At 68.9% G+C, this 24,385-nt stretch carries 21 protein-coding genes; 16 read left to right on the top strand and 5 right to left on the bottom strand.

The window, feature by feature from the left end:
• The 5 genes from OL599_RS21790 to OL599_RS21770 form a co-directional block, all read left to right on the top strand.
• A partial coding sequence (locus OL599_RS21790; RefSeq protein WP_264716134.1) for a DEAD/DEAH box helicase occupies nt 1-2,413 on the top strand: 2,413 nt, incomplete at its 5' end.
• Nucleotides 2,414-2,502: 89 nt separating this feature from the next.
• Nucleotides 2,503-3,390: an MBL fold metallo-hydrolase gene (locus tag OL599_RS21785; RefSeq protein ID WP_264716133.1), complete on the top strand. Its 888-nt coding sequence runs from the start codon at nt 2,503-2,505 to the stop codon at nt 3,388-3,390.
• A gap of 188 nt (nt 3,391-3,578) precedes the next feature.
• Complete coding sequence (locus tag OL599_RS21780) at nt 3,579-4,130, top strand: NADPH-dependent FMN reductase (RefSeq protein WP_264716132.1); 552 nt, start codon at nt 3,579-3,581, stop codon at nt 4,128-4,130.
• 108 nt (nt 4,131-4,238) lie between these two features.
• Entirely contained in the window at nt 4,239-4,397 is a 159-nt protein-coding gene (locus OL599_RS21775) for a hypothetical protein (protein ID WP_264716131.1), read from the top strand.
• Between the two features lie 18 nt (nt 4,398-4,415).
• Nucleotides 4,416-4,550, top strand: coding sequence for a hypothetical protein (locus OL599_RS21770; protein ID WP_264716130.1), 135 nt, complete (start codon nt 4,416-4,418; stop codon nt 4,548-4,550).
• Between the two features lie 215 nt (nt 4,551-4,765).
• Here the strand turns inward: OL599_RS21770 and OL599_RS21765 are convergent, their stop codons facing one another.
• The gene (locus OL599_RS21765; RefSeq protein WP_264716129.1) at nt 4,766-5,668 is read right to left on the bottom strand and encodes a LysR family transcriptional regulator; all 903 of its coding nucleotides are present in this window, start codon (nt 5,666-5,668) and stop codon (nt 4,766-4,768) included.
• A gap of 135 nt (nt 5,669-5,803) precedes the next feature.
• Here OL599_RS21765 and OL599_RS21760 point away from each other — a divergent pair, with 135 nt between their 5' ends.
• A complete protein-coding gene (locus tag OL599_RS21760) occupies nt 5,804-6,232 on the top strand; it encodes a YybH family protein (RefSeq protein WP_264716128.1) in 429 nt (142 codons plus the stop codon).
• Between the two features lie 89 nt (nt 6,233-6,321).
• Nucleotides 6,322-6,768 carry a DUF1330 domain-containing protein gene (locus OL599_RS21755; RefSeq protein ID WP_264716127.1) on the top strand — a complete coding sequence of 149 codons (447 nt, stop codon included), beginning with the start codon at nt 6,322-6,324 and terminating at the stop codon, nt 6,766-6,768.
• Nucleotides 6,769-6,851: 83 nt separating this feature from the next.
• On the opposite strand, the gene OL599_RS21750 is transcribed toward OL599_RS21755, so the two are convergent.
• Nucleotides 6,852-7,682: a phosphodiesterase gene (locus OL599_RS21750; RefSeq protein ID WP_264716126.1), complete on the bottom strand. Its 831-nt coding sequence runs from the start codon at nt 7,680-7,682 to the stop codon at nt 6,852-6,854.
• A 253-nt stretch (nt 7,683-7,935) separates the two neighbouring features.
• Here OL599_RS21750 and OL599_RS21745 point away from each other — a divergent pair, with 253 nt between their 5' ends.
• Nucleotides 7,936-8,877 carry a Hint domain-containing protein gene (locus tag OL599_RS21745; RefSeq protein ID WP_264716125.1) on the top strand — a complete coding sequence of 314 codons (942 nt, stop codon included), beginning with the start codon at nt 7,936-7,938 and terminating at the stop codon, nt 8,875-8,877.
• Nucleotides 8,878-8,892: 15 nt separating this feature from the next.
• Here the strand turns inward: OL599_RS21745 and OL599_RS21740 are convergent, their stop codons facing one another.
• On the bottom strand, nt 8,893-10,860 hold the full coding sequence (locus tag OL599_RS21740; protein WP_264716124.1) for a putative bifunctional diguanylate cyclase/phosphodiesterase: 1,968 nt from the start codon (nt 10,858-10,860) through the stop codon (nt 8,893-8,895).
• Nucleotides 10,861-11,020: 160 nt separating this feature from the next.
• Here OL599_RS21740 and OL599_RS21735 point away from each other — a divergent pair, with 160 nt between their 5' ends.
• The 4 genes from OL599_RS21735 (at nt 11,021) to OL599_RS21720 (ending at nt 16,807) form a co-directional block, all read left to right on the top strand.
• Complete coding sequence (locus OL599_RS21735; RefSeq protein ID WP_264716123.1) at nt 11,021-11,950, top strand: ketopantoate reductase family protein; 930 nt, start codon at nt 11,021-11,023, stop codon at nt 11,948-11,950.
• A gap of 168 nt (nt 11,951-12,118) precedes the next feature.
• The gene (locus OL599_RS21730) at nt 12,119-12,730 is read left to right on the top strand and encodes a TetR/AcrR family transcriptional regulator (protein ID WP_264716122.1); all 612 of its coding nucleotides are present in this window, start codon (nt 12,119-12,121) and stop codon (nt 12,728-12,730) included.
• Nucleotides 12,731-12,784: 54 nt separating this feature from the next.
• On the top strand, nt 12,785-13,753 hold the full coding sequence (locus OL599_RS21725) for a quinone oxidoreductase family protein (RefSeq protein WP_264716121.1): 969 nt from the start codon (nt 12,785-12,787) through the stop codon (nt 13,751-13,753).
• 528 nt (nt 13,754-14,281) lie between these two features.
• Complete coding sequence (locus tag OL599_RS21720) at nt 14,282-16,807, top strand: arylsulfatase (RefSeq protein WP_264716120.1); 2,526 nt, start codon at nt 14,282-14,284, stop codon at nt 16,805-16,807.
• Between the two features lie 201 nt (nt 16,808-17,008).
• Here OL599_RS21720 and OL599_RS21715 read toward each other — a convergent pair whose 3' ends face one another.
• Nucleotides 17,009-18,568 carry a winged helix-turn-helix domain-containing tetratricopeptide repeat protein gene (locus OL599_RS21715; RefSeq protein ID WP_264716118.1) on the bottom strand — a complete coding sequence of 520 codons (1,560 nt, stop codon included), beginning with the start codon at nt 18,566-18,568 and terminating at the stop codon, nt 17,009-17,011.
• Between the two features lie 123 nt (nt 18,569-18,691).
• On the opposite strand from OL599_RS21715, the gene mddA reads away from it, so the two are divergent.
• Entirely contained in the window at nt 18,692-19,489 is a 798-nt protein-coding gene (mddA, locus tag OL599_RS21710; protein ID WP_264716117.1) for a methanethiol S-methyltransferase, read from the top strand.
• 73 nt (nt 19,490-19,562) lie between these two features.
• A complete protein-coding gene (locus OL599_RS21705; protein WP_347403224.1) occupies nt 19,563-21,389 on the top strand; it encodes an adenylate/guanylate cyclase domain-containing protein in 1,827 nt (608 codons plus the stop codon).
• Here OL599_RS21705 and OL599_RS21700 read toward each other — a convergent pair.
• On the bottom strand, nt 21,295-22,398 hold the full coding sequence (locus OL599_RS21700) for a Hint domain-containing protein (protein WP_264716116.1): 1,104 nt from the start codon (nt 22,396-22,398) through the stop codon (nt 21,295-21,297). The genes OL599_RS21705 and OL599_RS21700 overlap by 95 nt on opposite strands.
• Nucleotides 22,399-22,504: 106 nt before the next feature.
• Between OL599_RS21700 and OL599_RS21695 the strand changes: the two genes are divergently transcribed.
• Both OL599_RS21695 and OL599_RS21690 read left to right on the top strand, forming a co-directional pair.
• Nucleotides 22,505-23,128 (top strand): TetR/AcrR family transcriptional regulator, encoded by a 624-nt coding sequence (locus tag OL599_RS21695; protein WP_264716115.1) that lies wholly within the window; start codon nt 22,505-22,507, stop codon nt 23,126-23,128.
• Between the two features lie 82 nt (nt 23,129-23,210).
• A complete protein-coding gene (locus OL599_RS21690) occupies nt 23,211-24,287 on the top strand; it encodes an efflux RND transporter periplasmic adaptor subunit (RefSeq protein WP_264716113.1) in 1,077 nt (358 codons plus the stop codon).
• Nucleotides 24,288-24,385: the final 98 nt, after the last annotated feature.

Raw genomic sequence — 24,385 nt, 5'->3', positions numbered from 1 at the left:
CGACGCCGCGCCGCTGGTGCGGGCCGAGATGGCGCGCCGCCTGCCGGCGCTGGCCGCGCTGGCGCCGCAGGAGCTGGCCCCGCCGCGCGTGGTGGCGGGGCCGCCCGTTCCGGTGCTGCGGCTGTTCGCCGGCAGCGTGCCGTTCGATGTGCGCCTGCTGCGCGGCGGCGGGCCGCGCCCGGGCTGGAATGCCGGAAGGTGGCAGGAGCCGATGGCGCGGCTGTCGTTCCGCTACGGCCCGGTGACCCTGCCGGCGCTGCAGCCCGGGCCGGGCCTGCATGCCCATGAGGGGGCGCTGCTGCAGATCCGGCGCGACGCCGTCGCCGAGCGGGATGCCGCGGGGCGCCTGGCCGCGCTGGACTTCCTGCCGCTCGGCGCCATGCACCCGGTCTTCGCCCAGGACCCGCATCGCGACGATTTCCTGCTGAACGACAGCGAGTCGGACCTCGCGGGCTGGCTGGATGTCATGCTGGACGCGCTGCCGGCGCTGCGCCGCGACGGCTGGCAGGTGGAGATCGCCGACGACTTCCCGATCCGCCTCGCCACGCTCAGCGGCGACATCGAGGCGCGCATCAGCGAAGGCTCGGGGATCGACTGGTTCGAGCTGGATGTCGGCGTCAGCGTGGACGGCGCGCGCATCGACCTGGTGCCGCCGCTGCTGGGCTTGATCGAGCGCGAGGGGCTGGGCCTGTTCGCCGCCGCTGATGAGGTGCCGGGCGAAGACGCGGCGCAGGTCTGGATCACGCTCGATGACGGGCGGCTGCTGCCGCTGCCGATGGCGCGCATCCGCCCGATCGCCGTCGCCCTGCTGGAACTGTTCAATCCCTCGGGCGACAAGGACGGGCAGGTGGGCCTGTCGCGGCTGCGGGCCGCCGAGCTGGCGGCGCTGGAAGCGGAAACCGCCGGGCGCGGCATCGTCTGGCAGGGCGGCGACAGCCTGCGCGCGCTGGGCCGGCAGTTGCACGAGACCGGCTCGATCCCGCGGGCCAACCTGCCCGCCGGCTTCCGGGCGGTCCTGCGCCCGTACCAGGCCCGCGGCGTCGATTGGCTGCAGTTCCTGCGCGCGGCCGGCCTGGGCGGGGTGCTGGCCGACGACATGGGCCTGGGCAAGACCGTGCAGACGCTGGCGCATATCGCCATCGAGCAGGCCGCGGGGCGGCTGGATCGCCCCGCCCTGATCGTCTGCCCGACCAGCCTCGTCGCCAACTGGCGGCTGGAGGCGGCCCGCTTCGCGCCGGCGCTGAAGCTGCTGACGCTGCACGGCCCGGCCCGCAAGGACAGCTTCGCCGCCATTCCCCGCCACGACCTCGTGCTCACCACCTATCCGCTGCTGACCCGCGACCACGCCGCGCTGGCCGCGCAGGACTGGCACATCGTGGTGCTGGACGAGGCGCAGACCATCAAGAACCCGCAGGCCGACACCTCCCGGCGCGTGCGCGGCCTGCGGGCGCGCCAGCGGCTGTGCCTGTCCGGCACGCCGCTGGAGAACCATCTGGGCGAGCTGTGGTCGCTGTTCGACTTCGTCGCCCCCGGCTTCCTCGGCGATCGCCGCGGCTTCCAGGCCCGCTACCGCACCCCGATCGAGAAGGCCGGCAATGCCGAGCGCCGGACGCTGCTGGCGCGCCGCATCCGCCCGTTCCTGCTGCGCCGCACCAAGGACGAGGTGACGCCGGACCTGCCGCCGAAGACCGAAATCCCCGAGGCCGTGGACATGGCGGCCGACCAGCGTGCCGTGTACGAAAGCATCCGCCTGGCCATGCATGCGCGGGTGCGGGCGGCCATCGCCGCGCGCGGGCTGGCGCGCAGCGGCATCATCGTGCTCGATGCGCTGCTGAAGCTGCGCCAGGCCTGCTGCGACCCGCGGCTGCTGAAGCTGGCGTCGGTGCGGCGCAGCCGGACGACGTCGGCCAAGTTCAACCGGCTGATGGAACTGCTGCCGCACATGATCGCGGACGGACGGCGCATCCTGCTGTTCAGCCAGTTCACGGAAATGCTCGGCCTGATCCAGGACGGGCTGGCGGCGGCCAAGCTGCCGCATGCGCTGCTGACCGGCGACACGCGCGACCGCGCCACCCCGATCCGCCGGTTCCAGGCGGGCGAGGTGCCGCTGTTCCTGATCAGCCTGAAGGCGGGCGGCACCGGCCTGAACCTGACCGCCGCCGACACCGTGATCCATTACGACCCGTGGTGGAACCCGGCGGTGGAAGACCAGGCCACCGACCGCGCCCACCGCATCGGCCAGGACAAGGCCGTGTTCGTGCACAAGCTGGTGACGCTGGGCACGATCGAGGAGAAGATGGAGGTGCTGAAGCAGCGCAAGCGCGCCCTGGCCGCCGGCATCCTGCACGCCGAGCGCGGCGGCGCGCTGCGGATGACCGAGGCCGATGTGGAGGAGCTGTTCGCCGCGGCCTGACGTGGGCCCCCCGTTACGCTTCACGAACACCTGACAGCAACATTCCCGCCGCCTCCATGGTAGAGTGCCGCGCCGGGCCCCAACGGAGGATGCGCATGCACCCTGATGTCACCGCCTTTTTCGACGAGGCGACGAACACCATCACCTATCTGGTGTCCGACCCCGCCACGCAGCGGGCCGCCATCATCGATCCGGTGCTGGACTACGACGCCGCCTCCGGCCGGACCGGCACCGCCAACGCCGACCGCGTGGTGGCCGCGGTGCGCGACCAGGGCCTGACCGTGGACTGGCTGCTGGAGACGCACGTCCATGCCGACCACCTGTCCGGCGCGCCCTACCTCAAGCGCCGCTTGGCGGAGCTGGGGCTGGGCCAGGCGAAGATCGCCATCGGCGAGCACATCCGCCGGGTGCAGGAGGTGTTCCGCACCCTGTTCAACGCCGAGCCGTCCTTCGTGACCGACGGCCGCCAGTTCGACCACCTGTTCGCCGACGGCGAGCGCTTCCCGATCGGCCAGTTGCTGGCCGACGTGCTGCACACGCCCGGCCACACGCCGGCCTGCCTGACCTATGTGGTGGGCGATGCCGCCTTCGTCGGCGACACGCTGTTCATGCCGGATTTCGGCACCGCGCGCGCCGATTTCCCCGGCGGCGACGCGGCGGCGCTGTATCGCTCCATCCACCGCATCCTCGCCTTGCCGGGCCATACCCGCATCTTCACCGCGCACGACTACAAGGCGCCGGGGCGCGACAAATACGCCTGGGAAAGCACGGTGGCCGAGCAGCGCACCCGCAACGTGCACGTGCATGACGGGATCAGCGAAGCCGATTTCGTGGCCCTGCGCACCGCGCGCGACAGGACGCTGGCGGTGCCGAAGCTGCTGCTGCCGTCGGTGCAGGTGAACATGCGCGCGGGCCAGCGGCCGCCGGCCGAGGACAACGGGGTGTGCTACCTGAAGATCCCGCTGGATACGTTCTGATTCAGGCGCCACGGCGCCATGTCGCGGCCGGCGCCTGCAGTGTCGCGCGGACTATCGCGGGTCCCCCGGCTCTCCGTCCGGCCCCATCACGTCCCGTGGCCTGGAATCGCCGCGCGATTCCATCCGGGCCGGGATTGCTCTAGTCTGGGTGCGACAGCCGGAAGTCACGTCGTTCCAGGGGAGCCACCATGACCCAATACCAGATCGCTGTCGTCGTCGGCAGTCTTCGGCGGGAGTCATTCAACCGGAAGCTTGCGACCGCTGTCGTCAAGCTGGCGCCGCCAGACTTCTCGTTCACGCAGGTGCGGATCGACGACTTGCCGCTCTACAACCAGGATGACGACGCGAATCAGGCCGATCCCGTCAAGCGGCTCAAAAGCGAGATTGCCGGATCCAGTGGCGTGCTGTTCGTCACCGCCGAATACAACCGCTCGATCCCCGGCGTGCTGAAGAACGCGATCGACAACGCCTCGCGCCCGTATGGCCAAAGCGCCTGGGCCGGGAAGCCGGCCGGGATCCTGGGTGTGTCGGTGGGCGCTGTTGGAACTGCGGTCGCGCAGCAGCATCTGCGCAATACCCTGGCCTACCTGGATATGCCGACGCTCGGCGAACCCGAAGCTTTCATCCAGGCCACAGACGGCCTGTTCGATAAGGCCGGGAATATCGGGGAAGGCAGCAAGGCGTTCCTTCAGGGCTGGATGGACAAGTATGTCGCCTGGGTGAAGCGGCACGCCGGGTAAGGCGTTCAAGGCGCTGTTCGGCCGGGGTGTGGGGGCGTATCGCGGGCGGCCAATGAGACGGCCGCCGACGCGGTCACGGACAGGCATGAGCGGATCATCGGCACGTTCGTGGATGTAGGCAACCTCGATGCCGTGAAGTATCCGTGCTGGAGTGGCGCCTGTCCGTCCGGCCAGACCACCCGCGTGACCGTGACCGCGATCATCCTGGCCAGCATGCTGCCGGAAAAGAAAGGCATCATCTGGGCCCGCGCCGACGAATACGCGTAAAGCCGCGTCATCGGTGGGATGCATTATCTGAACGATTTGGTAGCCGGGCGGCGCGCCGGGACGGCTATGGCAGCGGTGATGTTTGCTGATGCTGCGTACCGGGCGGATTACGAGGTGGCGAAGGTTGAGGTTCGGAAGGCGATGGGTTTCTGAACGGGACACGGGCGCCTGCCCGAAGACTGCATTCGACCCAAAGCGGACTCCGCCGAATGCGCCTTGCCGCGACCGTCTCAATCGGGACTTCCGCACCGCACTTATGCACAGTCTAAGTCATTGAATCCACAGGTGCGACAGCGTGTTGCATATTTCTTAAGATATGCACTGCCCGTCCTTCCCAAGTTGGCGCAAAGCGGAAACGTCGGCCTTTGCTACAGCGCAAGGCTCGGATCTTGGGCGAAGATCTCGGCCAAAAAGTCGATGAACACCCTGACCTTGCTGGCCAGGAAGCGGCCGCCCGGCCGGACAGCGCTGATCGAGAGCTTGGCGGGCTCGTAATCCGTGAGCACCGGCCGCACGGCGCCGGAGGCAATCTCTGACGCGAAAAGCCAGCCGGGCGTGTGAGCGATACCGAGGTCGGCGAGAACGGCGGTTCGGATTTGCTCCGCGTCATTGGTGCGGAAGGCCCCCTTCGGCTGATGGGTGGTCGGGCCGAAGCGGCCATGAAAACCCCAAATGCGCGGCGCGCCTTGCGGGGCGTAGATAATGCAGAAGTGCTGCTCGAGCTCGGCCGGTATCGCGGGTTCACCGTGCGCCTCGAGATAGGCAGGGGTGGCGACGGTCACGACCGGCGTTTGCGCGATCTTGCGGGCAATCAGACTGGAGTCAGACAGTTCGCCATTGTGGACGCCGAGATCGATACCCTCCTCCACTAGGTTCATCAGGCGGTCGGCGACCACCAGGTCGACTGCGACATCAGGATAGCGCACGAAAAACTCGTGCAATCGCGGCACGACATAGAGTCGGCCGAAGACGGGCACGACTGTCGCTCGCACCAGCCCCGAAGGCGCGATGCGGCCGCGTCCGACACGTGATTCCGCCGCTTCGAGATCGCCCAAAAGGCGCACGCCGGACTCGTAGAAGTCGCGGCCGGCCTCCGTAAGGGTCAGGCTGCGCGAGGTTCGCTGCAATAGCTGAGCGCCGAGATGCGCTTCGAGCGCGGCGATCTGTTTGCTGACCGCCGGCTGGCCAACGCCAAGCGTGCGGGCGACGGCAGAAAAGCTGCCGCTGTCAACGACCCGGACAAAGAGACTGATGGCATCCATCCGGTCCATCTACGTCCCCAATGTATTCCAATAACGGAATTGATCCTATTCCACATGCCCTTCTACTCCCTCTTCCTGGGATGGGATAGGTATTCGTCACCGGAGATTGAAACAGAGCCTCCGCAAATCGAAAGGGAAGTCGCCATGACAAGGATCACCGGCAGCCAGCAGCGCGATAAGGAAGTTCTTACCTCCATCGTCAAGGAAATGGCTCAGTCCATGACAGGTGCGCAAAGCACGAAACACTGGTCAGAAGACGCCCTATGGTTCGACATCCCTGCTTTTGCCTCAAGAGGCATTCAGCCGGCGCTGAAGATGTTTGACCGTGTATTTAGCGGCTTTAAGTCATGCAAAATCGACATTCTCGAAGAGGATGTGGTGATAAACGGCGACATGGGAATTGTTTGCACGATTCAGAGAGTCAACATCGTGCTCAAGAGTGGAGATACAAAACAAGCATTGGTGCGCCAAACCGACTGTTTTGAACGGCGTGGCGGTGAGTGGTGGCTCATTCATGAACATGCCTCCTTCCCCGCCGGGGGAGAATGGGATGGAAAGATCATAACCGCTTAAGTTGCTGGCGACAGTGTGGTGCGTTTCGGCGCGTTGCCGCATTTCTCGCCACGTCCTGTTCCTGACTGGACTCACCAATGGAGCGAACGATGCCGGCTTATGTGATCGCCACGGTGAAATCCGTGACTGACAGACGGGGACTAGAGGAATACTGGTCCCATGCTGCACCCTCATTTGCAGGCTCGGGCGCAACACATCTCGCCGCTTATACGCCGTTCAGGCTGCTGGAGGGGAAAGGTCCTCTCGAAGCCGCCGTGCTGATAGAGTTTCCGGACATGGAAGCTGCCAATCGCTGGTATGAAAGCGCCGCCTACCAAGCGGCAAAACAGTATAGGGCTGGCGCTGCCGAAGTTGAGGTAATTGTTCTGGATGGCGGGACGGTCACAGCTGAGAATCGCAAGTTTCACAGCGAGAAGGGTGTGCGAAATTCTTTAATTATGCAACGCCGTCTGACGTGTTTGCGACTGGCCGGACGGCCGCTTTCCACCCAAACCCGTCATCGGATAGGTCCGCCGGCAAAGGTCGATATAACCTGAAGGCCGCTGATCCATCCAAGAGAGTCCGGGATTGCAAAGGCTCCGCCTTTGCTGGGGTCCAGGGGCAAAGCCCCTGGCCTTGCCTACGCCTTCCCCGGATACTCCGGATCCGCCAGGAACGGAAACGGCCCGGCGAAATTCTCCACATAAGCGGTGTGCGAAACGATCGCCCCGACCTCTTCCATCCACACATGCACCTGGAACGCCGCCGGCTCCAGGTTCCACTGTCCGGGTGCGCTGCTGAACAGGTCCAGCTCCACCTGATGCGCCACCGACGGCGCGATCGAGGCGATGGCGTGGGCCACCGGCACGTTGATCGGGCGGTGGTGGTGGCCGCTGATGATGCGTTGCACCTGCCTGTGCTTCGCGATCACCGCCGTGAACGCGGCGCTGTCGCGCAGGTTGATGCGGTCCATGTGGCGGATGCCGCAGGTGAAGGGCGGGTGGTGCATGCCGATCAGCGTCGGCCGGTCCGGCTGTTCCGCCAGCGTCGTGTCGAGCCAGGCCAGCCGGTCCGCGCACAGCTCGCCGTGGCCGACGCCGGGCACCACCGTGTCCAGCATTACCAGGCGCACCGGCAGATTTTCCACCGTGTACTGCACGAAGGTCGGGTGGTCGGACACGCCGGGCAGGTGCGCCAGATGCGCCTTCACGCCCTCGCGCCGGTCGTGGTTGCCGGGAATGACGTAGACCGGGGCTTCGGCGGTGCGCGCCAGGATCGCCGCCACTTCCTCGTATTCGGCTTGCAGGCCGTTGTCGGTCAGGTCGCCGGTGATGACGATGGCGTCGGGCCGCGGGCGGAAGGCGCGCACGGCACGCAGGGCACGCTCGGTCAGCATGTTGGTCTCGCAACGGCCCATGGCGGGGCGGCCGTGGGCGACGCAGTGCAGGTCGGTGAGCTGGGCGAGGATCATCGGGCTTCTTCCATCGAAAACGGCGGAGCGGCTGTCCGCCCCGCCGGAGTCACGCAGATCGTTGCGGCGCAGTCTGGCAGCTTCAGCGCGGTCCGGTCCACCGGGCGCGTCGGCGGCGCGGCCGGGCTGGGGGGCGTGCTGATAGACGCCGGCCGATGATCGCCGCGTGACCGGGCGGCGACGGTTCGGTGACATTGGCCGCCGGCACCGCGCCGCCCTAGAATGACGCGCACAACCGGGCGCGGACGGGCGGATGACGAACAAGGCGATCGGGCCGGCACGGGCGGCGCCGGCACAGGAAGCGGCGGCCGCATCCGGCGGCCTGCGCGCCGGCACCCGCATCGCCACCCCGCTGGGCCAGGTGCCAGTGGAGGCGTTGACCGTGGGCGACGCCGTGCTGACGCCCGCCGGAAAGGTCCGCCGCGTCGTGGGCATCGGCCGGCGCGGCCCGGGGCAGCCACCGGTGCGCGTCGCCGCCGGCGCGCTGGCCGACGGGCTGCCGCGGCGCGACCTGGTCCTGGCGCCCGGACAGGCGGTGCTGCTGCCCGATGGCGACAGCGTCGTTGCGGTTCCCGCGCTGCTGCTGGTGAACGGCGCCAGCATCACCGAGGCGGCGGGTGAGGCGGCCGATATCCAGGTGGAATTGAAGCAGCCCGACGGGCTTCTGGCCGAGGGCCAGCCGGTGGAATACCCAGGCGCCGTGCCCGGCGGCGGCGCCGCCATCGCGGCGCCGCTGGTGCGCATCCGCCGCCGCATCGACGCCCGCGCCGGCGTCGTTCCCGGCGAGCTGGCCGGCATCCTCGGCCGCGTCGCCGCGGACAGGCTGTCCGGCTGGGCGCATGACCGCGGCAATCCCGGCCGCCCCGTGCTGCTGGAGGTGGCAGTGAACGGCGACGTGGTGGGCGCGGTGCTCGCCGACCATCCGCGCGCGGACCTGGAGGCGGTGACGGGCAGCCCCGCCCGCGGCTATATCTTCGCCTTGCCGGCGCCGCTCGCGGGCGACCGCAGGCACCTCATATCCGTCCGCCGCGCCCAGGACGGCGCCGAACTGCCGGGCTCTCCGGCGTTGCTCGACCAGGCCCCGTCGGCGGCGGCGCTGCTGGCCGGGCTGCGCGCGGACGACGCCGCGGCGGCAACGGACCTGGCCATGTTCCTGACCGCGCAGATCGACCGGCTGCGCGCGGCGCGGCGATAAAGCCGAAGCCCGGCGCTACGCGGCCTCGCGCTGCAGGGCGGCGGCCAGCAGCACCGGCACGTCGCGGGCGGGGCGTGGCGGGCTGAAGAAATGCCCCTGCACCTCCGTGCAGCCCTTGGCGATGACGTGCTCCAGTTGCGCCAGCGTTTCCACGCCCTCGGCGGTGGTGGCGATGCCGAGCGAGACGCCCAGGCCGGCGATGGCGCGCACGATGGCGGCGTTTTCCTCACTGTCCGCAAGGCACTGGATGAAGGACTTGTCGATCTTGATCTTGTCGAACGGGAAGCTGCGCAGATAGCTCAACGAGGAATAGCCGGTGCCGAAATCGTCCATGCAGATGCGCGCGCCCAGGCGGCGCAGCCGGTGCAGGGTTTCCAGGGTCGTTGCGTTGTCCTGCAGCAGCACGCTTTCGGTGATCTCCAGCTCCAGCCGCTCGCCCGGCAGCCCGCTGGCGGCCAGCGCGGCTTGCACGGTCTCCACCAGGCCGTGGCCGGCGAACTGCAGGGGCGAGAGGTTCACGGCCACGCGTGGCGGGGCACCGCCGCCGGGAGCGGCCCAGCCGGCGGCCTCCATGCACGCGGTGCGCAGCACCCAGGCGCCGATCGGCCCGATCAGGCCGATCTCCTCGGCCAGCGGAATGAACGCGTCCGGCGGCACCAGGCCGCGGCTGGGATGGCGCCAGCGCAGCAGAGCCTCGAAGCCGTTCACGCGGCGGCTGTCGATGCTGACGAGCGGCTGGTAGTAGAGCTCGAACTCGTTGCGCGCCAGGGCCTGGCGCACGTCCATTTCCAGCGCGCGGTGGGCCTGGGCGCGGGTGTCCATCTCGGGCTCGAAGAAGCGGAACGTGCCGCGCCCGTCCTGCTTGGCGCGCCACAGCGCCAGGTCGGCGTTGCGCAACAGCAGGTGCACGTCGTGGCTGTCCCGGGTGGCCAGCGCGATGCCGACCGAGGCGCTGACGACGATCACCTGCCCGTCGATGGTGAAAGGCTGGCTCAATGTCTCGCCCACGCGGCGGGCCAGCGCCTCGGCGCCGCCGGGCTGGTCCAGGCCGGCCTGCACGATCGCGAACTCGTCGCCGCCGAAGCGGGCGACGGTGTCGATTTCGCGCACCGAGCGGCGCAGGCGCAGCGCCGCGTCGCGCAGCAGCGCGTCGCCGACCGGGTGGCCGAGCGTGTCGTTCACCTGCTTGAAGCGATCCAGGCCGATGCACAGCACGGCGAAGTCCTCGCCGCGGCGGGCACGGCCCAGGGCACGGCCGATCGCCTCGTGGAAGGCGGTGCGGTTGGGCAGCCCGGTCAGGCCGTCATGGCCGGCCATGTGGGCGATGCGCGCCACCGACATCTGCCGCTCGGTGATGTCCTCGAACGTGCCGATCCAGCCGCCGCCGGGCATCGGCTGCCACCGCGCGGCCAGCACGCGCCCGTCCGGCATTGTGTGCTCCCACATGCCGCGATGGCCGGGCCGGACATGCGCGTGCAGGTCCGCCATCAGCGCGTCCGGGCTGCGGCCGGGATGGTTGCCCATCTCGATGCTGTGGCGGAGCATGTCGTGCAGGGTGGCGCCCGGGCGCATCGCCTCGGGCCGCAGGTGGTAGAGCTCCAGCAGGCGGCGGTTGCACACCAGCAGGCGCTGCTGCGCGTCGAGCATCAGCAGGCCCTGGGCCATGTTGTTCAGCGCCGCCTCGAAGCGCCGGTTGGCCGCCTGCAGCGCGTCGCCGCGCCGTTCCAGCGCCGCGGTGCCGGCGCGCAGGCTGGCGACGGCGCAAGAGAGGTGGCTCAGCCGCGCCGGCGCGCCGCGCAGGAAGGCCAGGCTGAGCAGGCAGAGGGCGGCGCCGGCCACCCACAAGGCCATCGCCGGCGCGGCGGTGCCGGCGGCGACCTGCAGGCCGCCGCCGGCGAGCAGCGCCAGCGTCAGCAGCAGCGCCGACATTGCCGCGTACAGCCGGCCGGACAGTCCGAGCCGGCGGCGCCAGAGGTCGCGCATGTCCACAGGCATCTCCGCCCCGTCGCTTCGTGTGTCCGGGATCCGAGGGCTGTCCCGCGGCGGGAGCGTGACGCCGGAGTATTGCCGAACCGTTGAGAAACGGGCCGAATAGCCGCATCCGGCGTATCGTTTTGACGCTGCCACAGAACAGGACGGAAAAATGACGGAACCCATGCGGATCATCGTGGTCGGGGCCGGCGGGCTGGGCGGGTATTTCGGCGGGCGGCTGGCCCAGGGCGGGGCGGACGTGACCTTCGTCGCCCGCGGCGCGCATCTGCGGGCGCTGCAGGCCGAGGGGCTGCGCATCGAAAGCGGCCTGGGCGACCTGCATCTGCCGGACGTGCCCGCCACCGAGGATCCCGCGGGCCTGCCGCCGGCCGACCTGGTGATGATCGCGGTGAAGCTGCACGACACCGAGGCCGCCTGCCGGCTGGCCGCCCCGGTGGTGGGGCCGGGCACGGCGGTGGTGAGCTTCCAGAACGGCGTGCGCAAGGATGCGATCCTGCGCGCGGCGTTCGGCCCCGGGCGGGTGTTCGGCGGCGTCGGCTATATCGGGGCTGCGATCGCGCGGCCGGGGGTGATCGCGCATGTCGGCACCATGCAGCGCCTGGTGTTCGGCGAGTTCGACGCCAGCCGGTCGGACCGCACGCAGGCCTTCCTGGCCGCCTGCACGGCCGGCGGCATCGACGCCGAGCTGACCGAGGCGATCGAGCTGCGGCAATGGGAGAAGCTGGTGTTCCTGGTGGGCCTGTCCGGCGCCACCACGACGATGCGCAGCACGCTGGGCCCGGTGCGCGAGAACCCCGCCAGCCGCGCCTTCCTGCTGCAGCTGATGCAGGAGGTGGTGGCGGTGGGCCGCGCCCGCGGCGTGCCATTGCCGGCCGACTACGCCCAGGGGCGGCTGGCGTTCGTGGACGGGCTGCCGGCGGAGATGAACAGCTCGATGCACGAAGACCTCAAGCGCGGGCGGCGGCTGGAGCTGCCGTTCCTGGCGGGCGACGTGGTGCGCATGGGGCAGGAGGCAGGGGTGCCGACGCCGGCCAATGAGGCGGTGTGCGCCATACTCGCGGTGCATGCAGAGGGGGCGTGATCGTTGGGGCGTTCCGGGGCAGGCTGTGCAAAAACCCGGGTGGGCAAGCGGCCTGGCCTCCGCCGTATCCGGTGAGCAGACGCTCCAGGCTTCGGTTCGAGGCAGTGAGCGGTCATTGCGACAGCGGGCCGACGATGACCGGTTTGCGCCCATCGCCCACATTTTAACATGGGGTTTCTTGAACGATCGTTCCTGAACGACCAGATGGGGCTCATGGCAAGGCCCCGGGAATTTGATACAGACGCGGCCCTCGACGGCGCCATCGCGGTCTTCCGCGAGCACGGGTTCGAGGGCGCCTCGGCCCAGATGCTCGTCGACGCCATGGGGATCAGCCGACAGAGCCTGTACGACACATTCGGAGACAAGTGGCGGCTCTACTGCTCGGCGGTGCGCCGCTACGGGATGGGCGAGTGTGCGGCGCACTTCGAGGCGCTCCGCAGCGGCTTGCGAGCCATCGAAGGGATCGCGGCGATGCTGAACCGGGTCGTGGAGACGGCGGATCAGCCCTGCCTCGGCGTCGGCTCGACCTGGGAGTTCGGCGTCTCCCGCCCCGACCTCGCCGAGGTCAAGGCGCCCCTGGCCAGGACCCTGCGCGAGGCGATCGCCGCCCGCGTCCGGGACGGGCTGAGGGATGGCGATGTGGCGTCCGATCTCGACCCCGAGGCGACCGCCGACTTTCTGATCGCGAACATCTCCGGCATCCGGGTCGCCGGCCGCGGCGGCGCGGATCGCGCCGCCCTGACCCGGCTCGCCGAGATGACGCTCAGGGCGCTGCGGTAGGCACCCCTTTTTTTGACCAGCTGCGGAACGGTCGTTTGGCAACGGAGCAAGTCGATGAAAGCCGTGGTGATGAACGGTGTGGGCGGCTGGGAGCTGCTGGAGCATGTCGAGCGTCCGGCCCCCGTGGCGGGGCCCGGCCAGGCGCTGGTTGAGATCGCCTATGCGGGCGTCAACTTCATGGACATCGGCGTGCGGCAGGGCATGGCCTGGACCGAGACGCCCAATCCCAAGGTCCTCGGTGTGGAAGGCTCAGGCAGGGTCCTGGCGGTGGGCGACGGCGTCGAGGGCTTCGCGCCTGGTGATCGGGTCGCCTGGGTCTATGCGCCCGGAAGCTATGCGGAGCGGATCGCCATCCCGGCTACGTCCCTGGTGAAGGTTCCCGACGCGGTCGACGACCGCACGGCGGCGTCGGTGATGATGCAGGGGCTGACCGCCAGCCACTTCGCTACCGATTTCTATCCGGTGCAGCCTGGCGACGTCGCCTTCGTCCACGCGGCGGCAGGCGGCTTGGGCCTTCTGCTGACCCAGATCATCAAGCTGCGCGGCGGCCATGTCATCGGGCGGGTGTCGTCGGAAGAGAAGGTCGCCATGGCGAAGGCGGCCGGCGCCGACCACGTGATCGTCGACGCCGAGGGCCGGTTCGCCGAGGAGGCGATCCGCCTGACGGGCGGCGAGGGCGTGCATGTCGTCTATGACGGGTCCGGGCCGGCGACCTTCCAAGGGTCGCTCGACGTGCTGCGCCGGTCAGGAACCTTCTGCTGGTATGGCCCCGTCCTGGGCGGTCCCGGCCTGCTCGACATCATGAGCCTGCCGAAGAGCATCAAGCTCGGCTACGCGGTCTTCTTCGACCACATCCATACGCCGGAGCTGCTGCGCGCCCGCGCGGCGCAGGTGTTCGACTGGATCGCCGAGGAAAGGCTCGAGGTCCGGATCGGCGGCGTATATCCGCTGGCGGAGACGGCAAAGGCGCATGCGGACATGGAGAGCCGCAAGACAACCGGCAAACTGTTGCTGGTCCCATGAGCGGCAGGACGGTCGAGCTGTTGGGGACGCGTGGGTCAGCAAACGGCCGCCTCCGGACGGCGCCGCCGACCCGGCGCAATGTCATGGGGTCGTAGCGCGAGCAGCCTGGACCTGGCCGAGCTGGGCTTCAACCGGGTCGTTGCGGCGGCGACGGGCAGGTGACCGCTTCGGCCGGGGTGGCGTCGCGGCGGATGGCGACGCCGTTGACCGTGGTGCCTGCGGGGTATTCCGGCCCGACCAAAAGAACAGGCGCTGAAAAAGCGCGTACTTGTAATTGCGGCGCCAGAACAGATGGGCGGCCGAACGCCGCCGGCTAACTTTTCCTGCGCAATTCATGAATTACGCATATTTGAGATGTGCCGATGGTATCGTGGCACTTCGCAGCTTCAGATTCTCGCCCCTTGACCGGAAACGGGTCGCGCAACCGCTGCTGTCCCATCCCGGTTTCATGCGTTCCGAACAGCCTGTCCCGTACAGCTTCGATCGACATGCACGCGCCTGTCGGCCAACCGTTGAAGCGGAGGCACCATGCCAGGTTATCGGATCACGCCTGCGCTCGCCGGATTCGTCCTTGCCATCGCCGGCCTCGTTGCCGTGATCGACAAGCCGGCGGTCGCGCAGCAGACCACCGGTGTGCCGGGCTCGCCCGAGGCGACGACGACGATCGACGGCCGCTATCTGCCGCCGCCGGCGCAGCCGTTCCGGGGCCAGATCGGGCTGAACGCCGACCAGTCCAAACCGGCGTGGCCGATGCGCGTGGTGCCGCCGAAAGGTGCGCCCAACATCCTGCTGATCATGACCGACGACGTCGGTTTCGGGGCGCCGTCCACCTTCGGCGGCGTGATCCCGACGCCCACGCTCGACCGCATCGCCAATGACGGGCTGCGCTACACCAACTTCCACTCGACCGCGCTTTGCTCACCGACCCGGGCGGCGCTGATCACCGGCCGCAACCACCACTCGGTGGGCTTCGGCGTCGTCTCCGAGCAATCGACCGGGTTCCCCGGCTACAACAGCGTCATCGAGAGGGACAGCGCGACGATCGGCCGGATCCTGCTGGAGAACGGCTACCGCACCTCCTGGTTCGGCAAGGAGCATAACACGCCGACCTACCAGGCGAGCCAGGCCGGGCCGTTCGACCAGTGGCCGATCGGCATGGGCTTCGAGTATTTCTACGGGTTCATCGGCGGCGACACCAGCCAGTGGACCCCGAACCTGTTCCGCAACACCACGGCCATCTACCCGTATATCGGGCATCCCGAGTGGAACCTGATCACCGCCATGGCCGACGAGGCCATCCACTGGATGAACCAGCTCAACGACATCGATCCGACGATGCCGTTCTTCCTGTACTACGTGCCCGGGGGCACCCACGCGCCGCACCACGCGACGCCGGAATGGATCAAGAGGATCAGCGACATGCACCTCTTCGACAAGGGGTGGAACGCGCTGCGCGACGAGATCTTCGCCAACCAGAAGCGGCTGGGGGTGATCCCGGCGGACGCCAGGCTCACGCCCTGGCCGGACGCTTTGCTGAAGAGGTGGGACACGCTGAACGACGACGAGAAGAAGCTCTTCATCCGCCAGGCGGACGTCTATGGGGCCTACCTGGCCTACACCGACCATGAGATCGGCCGCGTGGTCCAGGCCGTGCAGGACCTGGGCAAGCTCGACAACACGCTGATCATCTACATCAGCGGCGACAACGGCGCCTCGGCGGAGGGCACGCCGAACGGCACGCCGAGCGAAAATCTTGCGTTCAACGGCATCGATCTGCCGGTGGCCGAGCAGATGAAGTGGTACGACGCCTGGGGCACCAACCAGACCTACAACCACTTTGCGGTGCCGTGGGCCTGGGCGTTCGACACGCCGTACAAGTGGACGAAGCAGATCGCGTCGTTCTTCGGCGGCACGCGCCAGGGCATGGCGATCTCCTGGCCCGCGCGCATCACAGACAAGGGCGGCATCCGCTGGCAGTTCCACCATGTGATCGACATCGTGCCGACGCTGCTGGAGGTCACCGGCATCCCCGCGCCGGTGATGGTGGACGGCATCGCGCAGAAGCCGATCGAGGGCGTGAGCCTGGCCTATACTTTCGACAAGGCCAACGCCGACGCAGCCACGAACCATCCCACCCAATACTTTGAGATGTTGGGCGTGCAGGGGCTGTATGACGACGGATGGATGCTGAGCGCGGTTCCCACTCGCGCGCCATGGGAGCTGGTCGGCAAGGCGATCGAGAACCCGGCCAGTGCCTTCAGGTTCGAACTGTACGACGTGCGGCATGACTGGACGCAGTACACCGATGTGGCCGCCCAGAATCCGGCCAGGATGCGGGCAATGACCGACCTGATGTTCGCCGAGTTCGCGAAGCACCAGGTGCTGCCGCTCGACGCGTCGGTCGCGACGCGGCTGGTGGCGCCGCGCCCGAGGCTGGCGGCCGGAAGGGACGTGTTCACCTATTCGGGCGAGACGGTCACCGGCATCCCCACTGGCGCCGCACCGAGTCTGCTGAACACCTCCTACACCATCACGGCGGAGATCGACGTGCCGCCGGGCGGTGCCGAGGGCATGATCGTCACCGACGGCGGACGGTTCGGTGGCTACGGCCTCTACCTGCTGAAGGGCAAGCCGGTGTTCCTGTGGAACCTGCTCGACCTGAAGCGGGTGCGTTGGGAAGGGCCGGACGCGCTGTCGCCGGGCAAGCATATGCTGGAGTACGACTTCAAATATGACGGGCTTGGCTTTGCGACCCTTGCCTTCAACGACATCAGCGGCATCGGCCGTGGCGGCACCGGCGTGTTTCGCGTGGACGGCAAGGAGGTGGCCCGCCAGACGCTGGAGCGCACGATCCCGCTGCTTCTGCCGATCGACGAGACGTTCGACGTCGGCGCGGATACCGGCACGCCAGTGGATGACGGGGACTACCAGGTGCCGTTCAGGTTCACCGGCACGATCGACAAGCTGACCATCACGCTCGATCCCCCGAGGCTGACACCAGAAGATCGGAAAAAGCTGATGGACGCGGCGGCAAGTGCGCAAGACGCCAAATAGAGGCGGGTGGCGTGAGAGGCCCGCGCATTCGCCACCGCTGCCGCGCACTCCGTCGCCACGCGACGCACGTTGCGTTCGACTCCCGGTATGAGGTGAAGGCTAGAGCAATATCGGCGCAGATGGAATCGCGCAGCGATTCCATGCCGATGAAATTGCTCGCGAGATATGCGCTAGAGCATGTTCGTCTGCGACGAACATGCTCTAGTCCAGGCCCGCGCGGCGGAAAGCCTCCAGATAGTGCTCCCGGTCGGCCTCCTGCTTGATCGGCATCTGGCTTGCGATCCAGGCGAGCGAAATGTTGGGCTGCACGCGGCGAAGCTCCTGCAATGCGGCCTTGGCGACGTCGTCCTGCCCGGCCATGCCCGCCGCGGCGGTCAGCACCCGGTGGGCGCCGACGAAATCGCCGCGTTGCCGGATGCCCTCGCGCGCAAGGCGCATCGCCTCGTCGTAGTTGCGGCCAACGAACTGGGCGAAGGCGGCAATGCCGTAATAGAGCGCCGTGAACGGATCGCGCGGGCTCAGCCGCAGCGCACGGCGCGCGGCCACGCTGCCTTCTTCCCAGCGCCCGCAATAGGCCAGCGCCAGGCCGTAATAGCCCTGGGCCAGCGAGAAGTTCGGATTGAGCCGCAGCGCCAGCTCGAACTCCGCCAGCGAGTCGTCGAAGCGCCGCTCGAACAGATAGACGCAGCCCAGCGCGTGGTGCGCCCAGGGGTCCTCGCTGTCGGCCAGGATCGCCGCCAGCGCCGCGCGTTCGGCGATCGGCGCCGCCGTCGCCATGTCCGCCCAGCCCATGTGGGCGCTGAACGTGTAGCTGGTGGCAAGCATGCCGAGCGCCTGGCCGTAGTTCGGATCGATGGCCGTCGCCTTCTCCAGCAGCGCCTGCGCGACCACATTGTCCTGCCGCGTCACCCGCCAGTAATGCGACAGCGCCCGCATCACCAGGTCCCACGCGCCCATGCTGTTCGGCGGCTTGCGCTGGGCGCGAAAATTCTCCGCGGCGTAAAGCTGCGGCTCGATCGCGGCGACGATGGCCTCGGTGATCTCGTCCTGCACCGCGAACACGTCGGCGAGGTCGCGGTCGTAGCGCTCCGCCCAGATGTGGCTGCCGGTGGCGGCGTCGTTGAGCTGTGCGGTGATGCGCACGCGCTCGCCGCCCTTGCGCACGCTGCCCTCGACCACGTAGCCGACGCCGAGCGCCTCGGCGACCTGCCTGATATGGACGGCCTTGCCCTTGTAGATGAACGAGGAGTTGCGCGCGATCACCAGGAACCAGCGCAGCTTGGACAGCGCGGTGATGATGTCTTCGCTGATGCCGTCGGAGAAATACTCCTGCTCCGGATCGCCGCTCATGTTGGTGAAGGGAAGCACGGCGATGGCCGGCCGGTCGGGCAGCGGCAGGGCCGGGCGCGGCTGCGCGTGGCGAGCGTCCGGCGCAGTTCTGCCGCCGTTCGGCCGCGTGCACACGGCGCCGACGAAGCGCAGGCCCTTGCGCGGGATGGTGCGGATCAGCTTCTGGTCCTCGCCGCTGTCGCCGACCGCCTTGCGCGCGGCGCTGATGCGGCTGGACAGCGTCGAATCCGACACGATCCGGCCGCCCCAGACGGATGCGATGAGATCGTCCTTGCTGACGACGCGATCGCGGTTCTGCGCCAGGTAGACCAGCAGGTCGAACACCTGCGGCTCGACGGCAACGGGCTCGCAGCCGCGGCGCAGCTCCCGCCGGTCGGTATCAAGCGTGTGATCGGTAAAGAGAAATTGCACGTCGGCACCCCAGAGCCGGACCGCGAAGCCGCTCTCAGGGAATAATCAAGCCCTTCTCAAGGGATAATCAAGCTCCGGGCAAAGTCTTCCGGGCGCGCGCCCGGCATCCTGCGCAGATCCCGATTGCTATCCGAACGGCCACGCGGCGGCAAACCGGCAACAGCAACGCCTGGAACACAGGAAAATCCCATGGGCAGGTTCATCGCGTTCCTCTACGGACTGGCATCCTACGCCGTGTTCTTCGCAACCTTCCTGTACGCCATCGGCTTCGTCTCCGGGCTCGGGGTGCCAAAGACCATCGACACCGGAACGGTCGTGCCCATGGCGCAGGCGTGCATCGCGAACCTTCTGCTGATGTCCGTCTTCGCCGTTCAGCACAGCGTGATGGCGCGCAAGCCGTTCAAGCAATGGTGGACGCAATTCGTCCCGGCCTCGGTCGAGCGCAGCACCTACGTGCTGTTTTCGAGCCTGGCGCTGGTCCTCCTGTTCTGGCAATGGCGCCCGATGCCGGCGCTGGTGTGGCAGGTCGCCGATCCGCACATCGCCATGGCGGTCACGGGCTTGTCATTCGCCGGCTGGCTGATCGTGTTGACCAGCACGTTCCTGATCAACCATTTTGAACTCTTCGGATTGCACCAGGTGGCAAGCAATCTCGCCGGCCGCGCGATGCCCGCACCGCGCTTCCGGACACCGCTGTACTACCGGTTTGTGCGGCACCCGCTCTATCTCGGTTTCATCATTGCGTTCTGGGCGGCACCAACGATGACGGCCGGACGTCTCCTGTTCGCGGCGGTGACCACGGCATACATCGTCGTCGGCATCCTGTTGGAGGAGCGCGACCTGGTCGCTCTCTTCGGCGACGACTACCGCCGCTACAAGAACCGCGTGTCGATGCTGGTGCCTTGGCGCAAGTCGGCCTGATCGATCGGTCCGGGCGCAATCGGATGGCGGCGCCGGCGCCGTGCCGGCGCCGCCGCTTCGTTTGCCGGCGCGTATGGCAATGTTGGCAGAAGGGTTCGCAATGGATTATGCTTTTAAGGAGAAGAGAGTCCGCCGCGCCATGCCCGCCCTCCGTCGCCTCGCCGCCGTCCTCGCCGCAGACGTGGCGGGGTATTCGCGGCTCATGGGCGCCGACGAGGAAGGCACGCTGGAGCGCCTGAAGGCGCATCGGCACGAACTGGTCGACAGCAAGATCGCCGAGCACCGCGGCCGTATCGTCAAGACGACCGGCGACGGGCTGCTGGTCGAGTTTCAAAGCGTCGTCGACGCGGTGCGCTGCGCGATCCACGTGCAGCGGGACATGGCCGCCCGCAACAGCAACCTGCCCGCGGATCAGCGCATCGCGTTCCGCATGGGCATCAATCTCGGCGACGTCATCCTCGACGGCGACGACATCTTCGGCGACGGCGTCAACATCGCCGCGCGGCTGGAAGCCCTGGCCGAGGCAGGCGGCCTCTGCCTCAGCGCCGGCGCCTACGATCAGGTGCGCGACCGGGTCGACATCGCGTTCGAGGACATGGGCGAACAGCAGGTCAAGAACATCGCCCGGCCGGTCCGCTTCTACCGCGCCCTTCTCGACAAGCGTGCGGCCGCACCCGCCTTGCCCGCTCTTCCGCTGCCGGAGAAGCCGTCGATCGCGGTCCTGGCGTTCACGAACATGAGCGGCGATCCGGAACAGGAGTACTTTGCCGACGGAATCGCCGAAGACATCATCACGGCCCTGTCGAAATCGCGCTCTCTCTTCGTCATCGCCCGCAACTCGAGCTTCACCTACAAGGGCAGGCAGGCCGCGCTCGACGAGATCGGCCGTGGGCTCGGGGTGCGCTACGTTCTGGAGGGCAGCGTGCGCAAGGCCGGCAACCGGGTGCGGGTGACCGCGCAGCTTGTCGAGGCCGAAACCGGCGGACATCTGTGGGCCGAGCGGTACGACCGGGACCTCGCCGATATTTTCGCGGTCCAGGACGAGATCACGGCCAGCGTGTCCGTCGCGATTCAGCCTGCGCTGGAGCGCAGCGAACAGAAGCGCGCAGTACGCAAGCCGCCCGACAGTCTCGACGCGTGGGAAAGCTACCACCGCGGGATGTGGCATTTCGCCAAGTTCGCGGTCGCCGAGAACGAGAAGGCCCGCAGCTTCTTCCAACGCGCGATCGAGCTCGACCCGCAATTCGCGCCGGCGGCGGCGGCACTCGCCGTCACCTATCTGAACGAGATCACGCTGTTCCGCCCCGAACGCCGCGCGGTGAATATTCCGCTGGCCCTCGATCACGCCGTGCATGCGGTGACGATCGACGCGGCGGACGCGACCGGCCATGCGGCGCTGGCGCGTGCGTTGTGGATTTCGGGGCGCCATGCCGAGGGCCTGGCCAAGGCGGAAATCGCCGTCAGCCTGGATCCCGGCTCGGCCGCGGCCCATGGCGCGCTCGGCGGCGCGCGCCTCTGGGGCGGCTTCCCGCGCGATGCGATCGAACCATTGCAGACGGCGATGCGGTTGAGTCCGTTCGATCCGCTCACGCCGTTATGGCTGCACTTCACGGCGCGGGCCCGCTACTGGAGCGAGGAGTACGAGGCGGCGATCGCGGTCGCGCACCAGCTGCGCCAGTCGTTTCCCAATTTCCGCCAACCCTACAACACGCTGATCGCAGCCCTGGGACAGGTCGGCAAGGTCGATGAGGCCCGCGCAGTGATGACGGACGCGCTGGCGCGGTTCGGGGAACCCTTCCTGTCGCTCATGTCGCTGCCGTTGAACGACCTGCGTGAGCTTCGCCCGCAAGACCGGGCGCACCTGATCGACGGCTTCCGCAAGGCGGGGTTCGCAGACTGATCGGAATGCCCCCCTGGCGTTCGATCCGCGCCTGCAGCAGCCGGTCGATGCGCTCCGCAAGGAACGCGGCGAGGGCGTCGCGCGCCGCGTCGCCGGGGGCGGGCGGGCGGTCCAGCGCGGCGTGCAGGGCCTCGGCGGTGCCGCCGGCGGGCGGCAGCAGCAGGGGGGAGCCGGACATGTCGGCGCCGTCGGCGGTGCGGCGGATCTGCAGGATGTGGCCGCGGTCGGCAGGCAGCGGGTGGGGGAAGCGGACGGCGAAGCCGCAGCGCCCGTCGCCCAGGCCGGCCATCTCCAGGTCGGGGCGGCGTTGGTCGGCGAGCAGGTGGGCGATCACCACGCCGTCGGCCACGGCCTCCAGCGCCACCGGGGTGGTGGGGCGGTGTTCGTCCAGCACCCAGCCGGCGGCGCCGTGATGGGTCGCCTGTTCGAGGTGGCCTTGCAGCGGGCCGTAGGACAACGCCGCAAGCCGTTCCAGCAGCAGGCGCAGCGATGCGGTGGCGGCGGGCGATGACCGGCGGGGCAGGGCAGGGCAGGCGACCGCCTCGGCCAGGAGGGCGCCGGGCGCGTCCAGCCGCAGGCTGATATAGGCGACATCGGCCGGGGCGGCGTCGCGGCGGATGCTGGCGCCGTTGACCAGGGCTGCGGCGGGGGCCGCCATGCCGTCCAGTTCAAGCCATTGCGCCGGCGCCAGCAGCAGGTCGCGCACCGGCACCCCCGCAGCGAGCGCGCCGGCGCCGATGCGCACCGGCCTCGCGTCCGGCCGGAGCGCCAGGGCGTCGGCGGTGAACGCGTGGCGGGTGGCGCGCAGCACATGGGCGGTGCCGGATGCCGTCGCCACGGCGTCGCCGGGGCGCAGGTCCTCGACGGCGGCCGTGCCGCCGGGGACCGCGATCCGCGTTCCCGCCGCGAGGCCGGATGGCGCCGCGGTCAGGCTCGCGCCGCCGGTGCCGTCGCTGCAGGCGATGCCGGCGGCGGCGGTCAGGGCGAAATTCGGGACGGCAGGCGGCATCGCGGGGTTCCGGTGGGGGCGTCCAGCCTATGCGCGCCCGGACCGGCCTGTCCACGCCCGCGCTGATGACGTGACAAATGACGAAAATCGTCATATGAACCGGTGTATGAGCGTCAGCACCCTCCGCCTGGACGTGCCCAGCGGCCCCAAGGCCGAGAGCACCCGCGCCGCCATCGTCGAGACCGCCGAGCAGCTGTTCAGGACCCTCGGCTACCAGAAGACCGCGGTCGCCGACATCGCCCGCGCGCTGAAGATGTCGCCCGCCAACATCTACCGCTTCTTCCCCAGCAAGGCCGCCATCAACGAGGCCATCTGTGCCCGCATCGTGGGCGGGCTGAGCGAACTGGCCTGGCAGGTCGCCCGCGGCCCCGGCAGCGCCGCCGACCGGCTGCGGCTGCTGTTCCAGACCTTGCAGCAGCAGACGATGGCGTTGGCGTTCCGGGAAAAGCGCATGCACGACATGGTGGCCGTCGCCATGGACGAGCACTGGGCGGTGATCAAGGAACACGTCCACGCCATCGACACCGCCCTGCGCCACATCGTCATGGACGGGCAGGCCAGCGGCGAGTTCGCGCGCCTGGACCCGGACGCCACCGGCCGGCTGCTGCACGCCACCATGATCGGCTTCAGCCATCCCACGGTGATGCAGCAATGCATGGCCGACGACCTGCCTGCCATGGCCCGCGACATGGCGGAATTCTGCCTGCGGGCGCTGCGCCCCGACCACTAACAGTTCGGAACACTGACGAAATTTGACATTCGTCAGCCCTGCGTCCTATGGTCCGGGCGATCCCGACCGGAGGCCGGCCCCCATGACATCGCGCGCCTTGCTGCTCGCCCTGCCGCTGCTGCTGACCGCCTGTCTGGAGCGGGCGCAGCCGGCCGTGGAGAATGCCGTCCGTCCGGTGCAGGCCGTGCGCGTCATCCTGGCGCCGGCGGAGGCGCCGCGCAGCTATGCCGGCACCATCCGGCCCCGGCGCGAGGCCGACATCGCCTTCCGCGCCAGCGGCCGCATGGTGGCGCGGGAGGTGGACATGGGCGCGCGCGTCACCGCGGGCCAGGAACTGGCGCGGCTGGACCCCACCGATCTCGGGCTCCCCGTGCGCAGCGCCGAAGCCGACCTCGCCAGCGCCGAGGCGCAGGCCAGGCAGGCCGTGGCGGACGCCCTGCGCAGCCGCACCCTGCTGGCGCAAGGCTGGGTTGCCACCGCCATCGACGAAACCAAGCAGGCCGCCGCCCGCACCGCGCAGGAACGCGTGGCCTCCGCCCGCGCAGCCCTGGAGCTGGCGCGCAACCGGCTGGACTACGCCGTGCTGAAGGCCCCCGTGGACGGCGTGGTGACCGCCGTGGTGGCCGACCCCGGCACCGTCGTCAGCGAAGGCCAGCCGGTGCTGCGGATCGCCCAGGCCGGCGAGCTGGAGGCCGAAGTGGCGCTGCCGGAATCCGCCGTCGCCGATGCCGGCGCGCCGGCCACCGTCACGTTGTGGGCGCGGCCGGACGCGGCGCTGAAAGCCAGCCTGCGCGAGCTCTCGCCCACCGCCGACCCGCGGCTGCGCACCTATGCCGCGCGCTACGTGATCGAGAACCCGCCGGCCTGGCTGGCACTGGGCATGACCGCCACCGTGCGCCTGGCCCGCACCGACACGGCGGAAGTGGCGTCCTTGCCTACCTCCGCCCTGGCCGACCGCGGCGACGGGCCGATGGTCTGGGTGGTGGACGCCACCGCCGGGCGGCTGGAAGCGCGGCACGTGCACCTGCACGCATTGCGCCAGGACCGCGCCCTGGTCACCGGGTTGAAGCAAGGCGAGCTGGTGGTGGGGCTGGGGGTGCAGAAACTCGATCCGGCGGCGCGGGTGAAGGTCGCGGATATCAGGCCGGCGGGGGAGTAGGCAGCATGGGAAGGCAAGGCGAGGCCGCCCGCCATCAGTTGATATCACCCGAAGGCCGTCGATCCAGCCAAGAGCAATCCAGGATTGCAAAGGCTCCG

It is taken from the genome of Limobrevibacterium gyesilva, assembly GCF_025989185.1.
Classification (GTDB): domain Bacteria; phylum Pseudomonadota; class Alphaproteobacteria; order Acetobacterales; family Acetobacteraceae; genus Limobrevibacterium; species Limobrevibacterium gyesilva.
This window is presented reverse-complemented; position numbering and strand designations above follow the sequence as displayed.

Excerpts from the sequence above, each read along its gene's own strand:
- OL599_RS21750 (WP_264716126.1), bottom strand. The coding sequence starts at position 7,682 with ATGATCCTCGCCCAGCTCACCGACCTGCACTGCGTCGCCCACGGCCGC.
- OL599_RS21720 (WP_264716120.1), top strand. The coding sequence starts at position 14,282 with ATGCCAGGTTATCGGATCACGCCTGCGCTCGCCGGATTCGTCCTTGCC.
- OL599_RS21765 (WP_264716129.1), bottom strand. The coding sequence starts at position 5,668 with ATGGACCGGATGGATGCCATCAGTCTCTTTGTCCGGGTCGTTGACAGC.
- OL599_RS21755 (WP_264716127.1), top strand. The coding sequence starts at position 6,322 with ATGCCGGCTTATGTGATCGCCACGGTGAAATCCGTGACTGACAGACGG.
- OL599_RS21705 (WP_347403224.1), top strand. The coding sequence starts at position 19,563 with ATGGCAATGTTGGCAGAAGGGTTCGCAATGGATTATGCTTTTAAGGAG.
- OL599_RS21690 (WP_264716113.1), top strand. The coding sequence starts at position 23,211 with ATGACATCGCGCGCCTTGCTGCTCGCCCTGCCGCTGCTGCTGACCGCC.
- OL599_RS21785 (WP_264716133.1), top strand. The coding sequence starts at position 2,503 with ATGCGCATGCACCCTGATGTCACCGCCTTTTTCGACGAGGCGACGAAC.
- OL599_RS21725 (WP_264716121.1), top strand. The coding sequence starts at position 12,785 with ATGAAAGCCGTGGTGATGAACGGTGTGGGCGGCTGGGAGCTGCTGGAG.
- OL599_RS21780 (WP_264716132.1), top strand. The coding sequence starts at position 3,579 with ATGACCCAATACCAGATCGCTGTCGTCGTCGGCAGTCTTCGGCGGGAG.
- OL599_RS21730 (WP_264716122.1), top strand. The coding sequence starts at position 12,119 with ATGGGGTTTCTTGAACGATCGTTCCTGAACGACCAGATGGGGCTCATG.
- OL599_RS21735 (WP_264716123.1), top strand. The coding sequence starts at position 11,021 with ATGACGGAACCCATGCGGATCATCGTGGTCGGGGCCGGCGGGCTGGGC.
- OL599_RS21695 (WP_264716115.1), top strand. The coding sequence starts at position 22,505 with ATGAGCGTCAGCACCCTCCGCCTGGACGTGCCCAGCGGCCCCAAGGCC.
- OL599_RS21770 (WP_264716130.1), top strand. The coding sequence starts at position 4,416 with ATGCATTATCTGAACGATTTGGTAGCCGGGCGGCGCGCCGGGACGGCT.
- OL599_RS21740 (WP_264716124.1), bottom strand. The coding sequence starts at position 10,860 with ATGCGCGACCTCTGGCGCCGCCGGCTCGGACTGTCCGGCCGGCTGTAC.
- OL599_RS21760 (WP_264716128.1), top strand. The coding sequence starts at position 5,804 with ATGACAAGGATCACCGGCAGCCAGCAGCGCGATAAGGAAGTTCTTACC.
- OL599_RS21745 (WP_264716125.1), top strand. The coding sequence starts at position 7,936 with ATGACGAACAAGGCGATCGGGCCGGCACGGGCGGCGCCGGCACAGGAA.
- OL599_RS21700 (WP_264716116.1), bottom strand. The coding sequence starts at position 22,398 with ATGCCGCCTGCCGTCCCGAATTTCGCCCTGACCGCCGCCGCCGGCATC.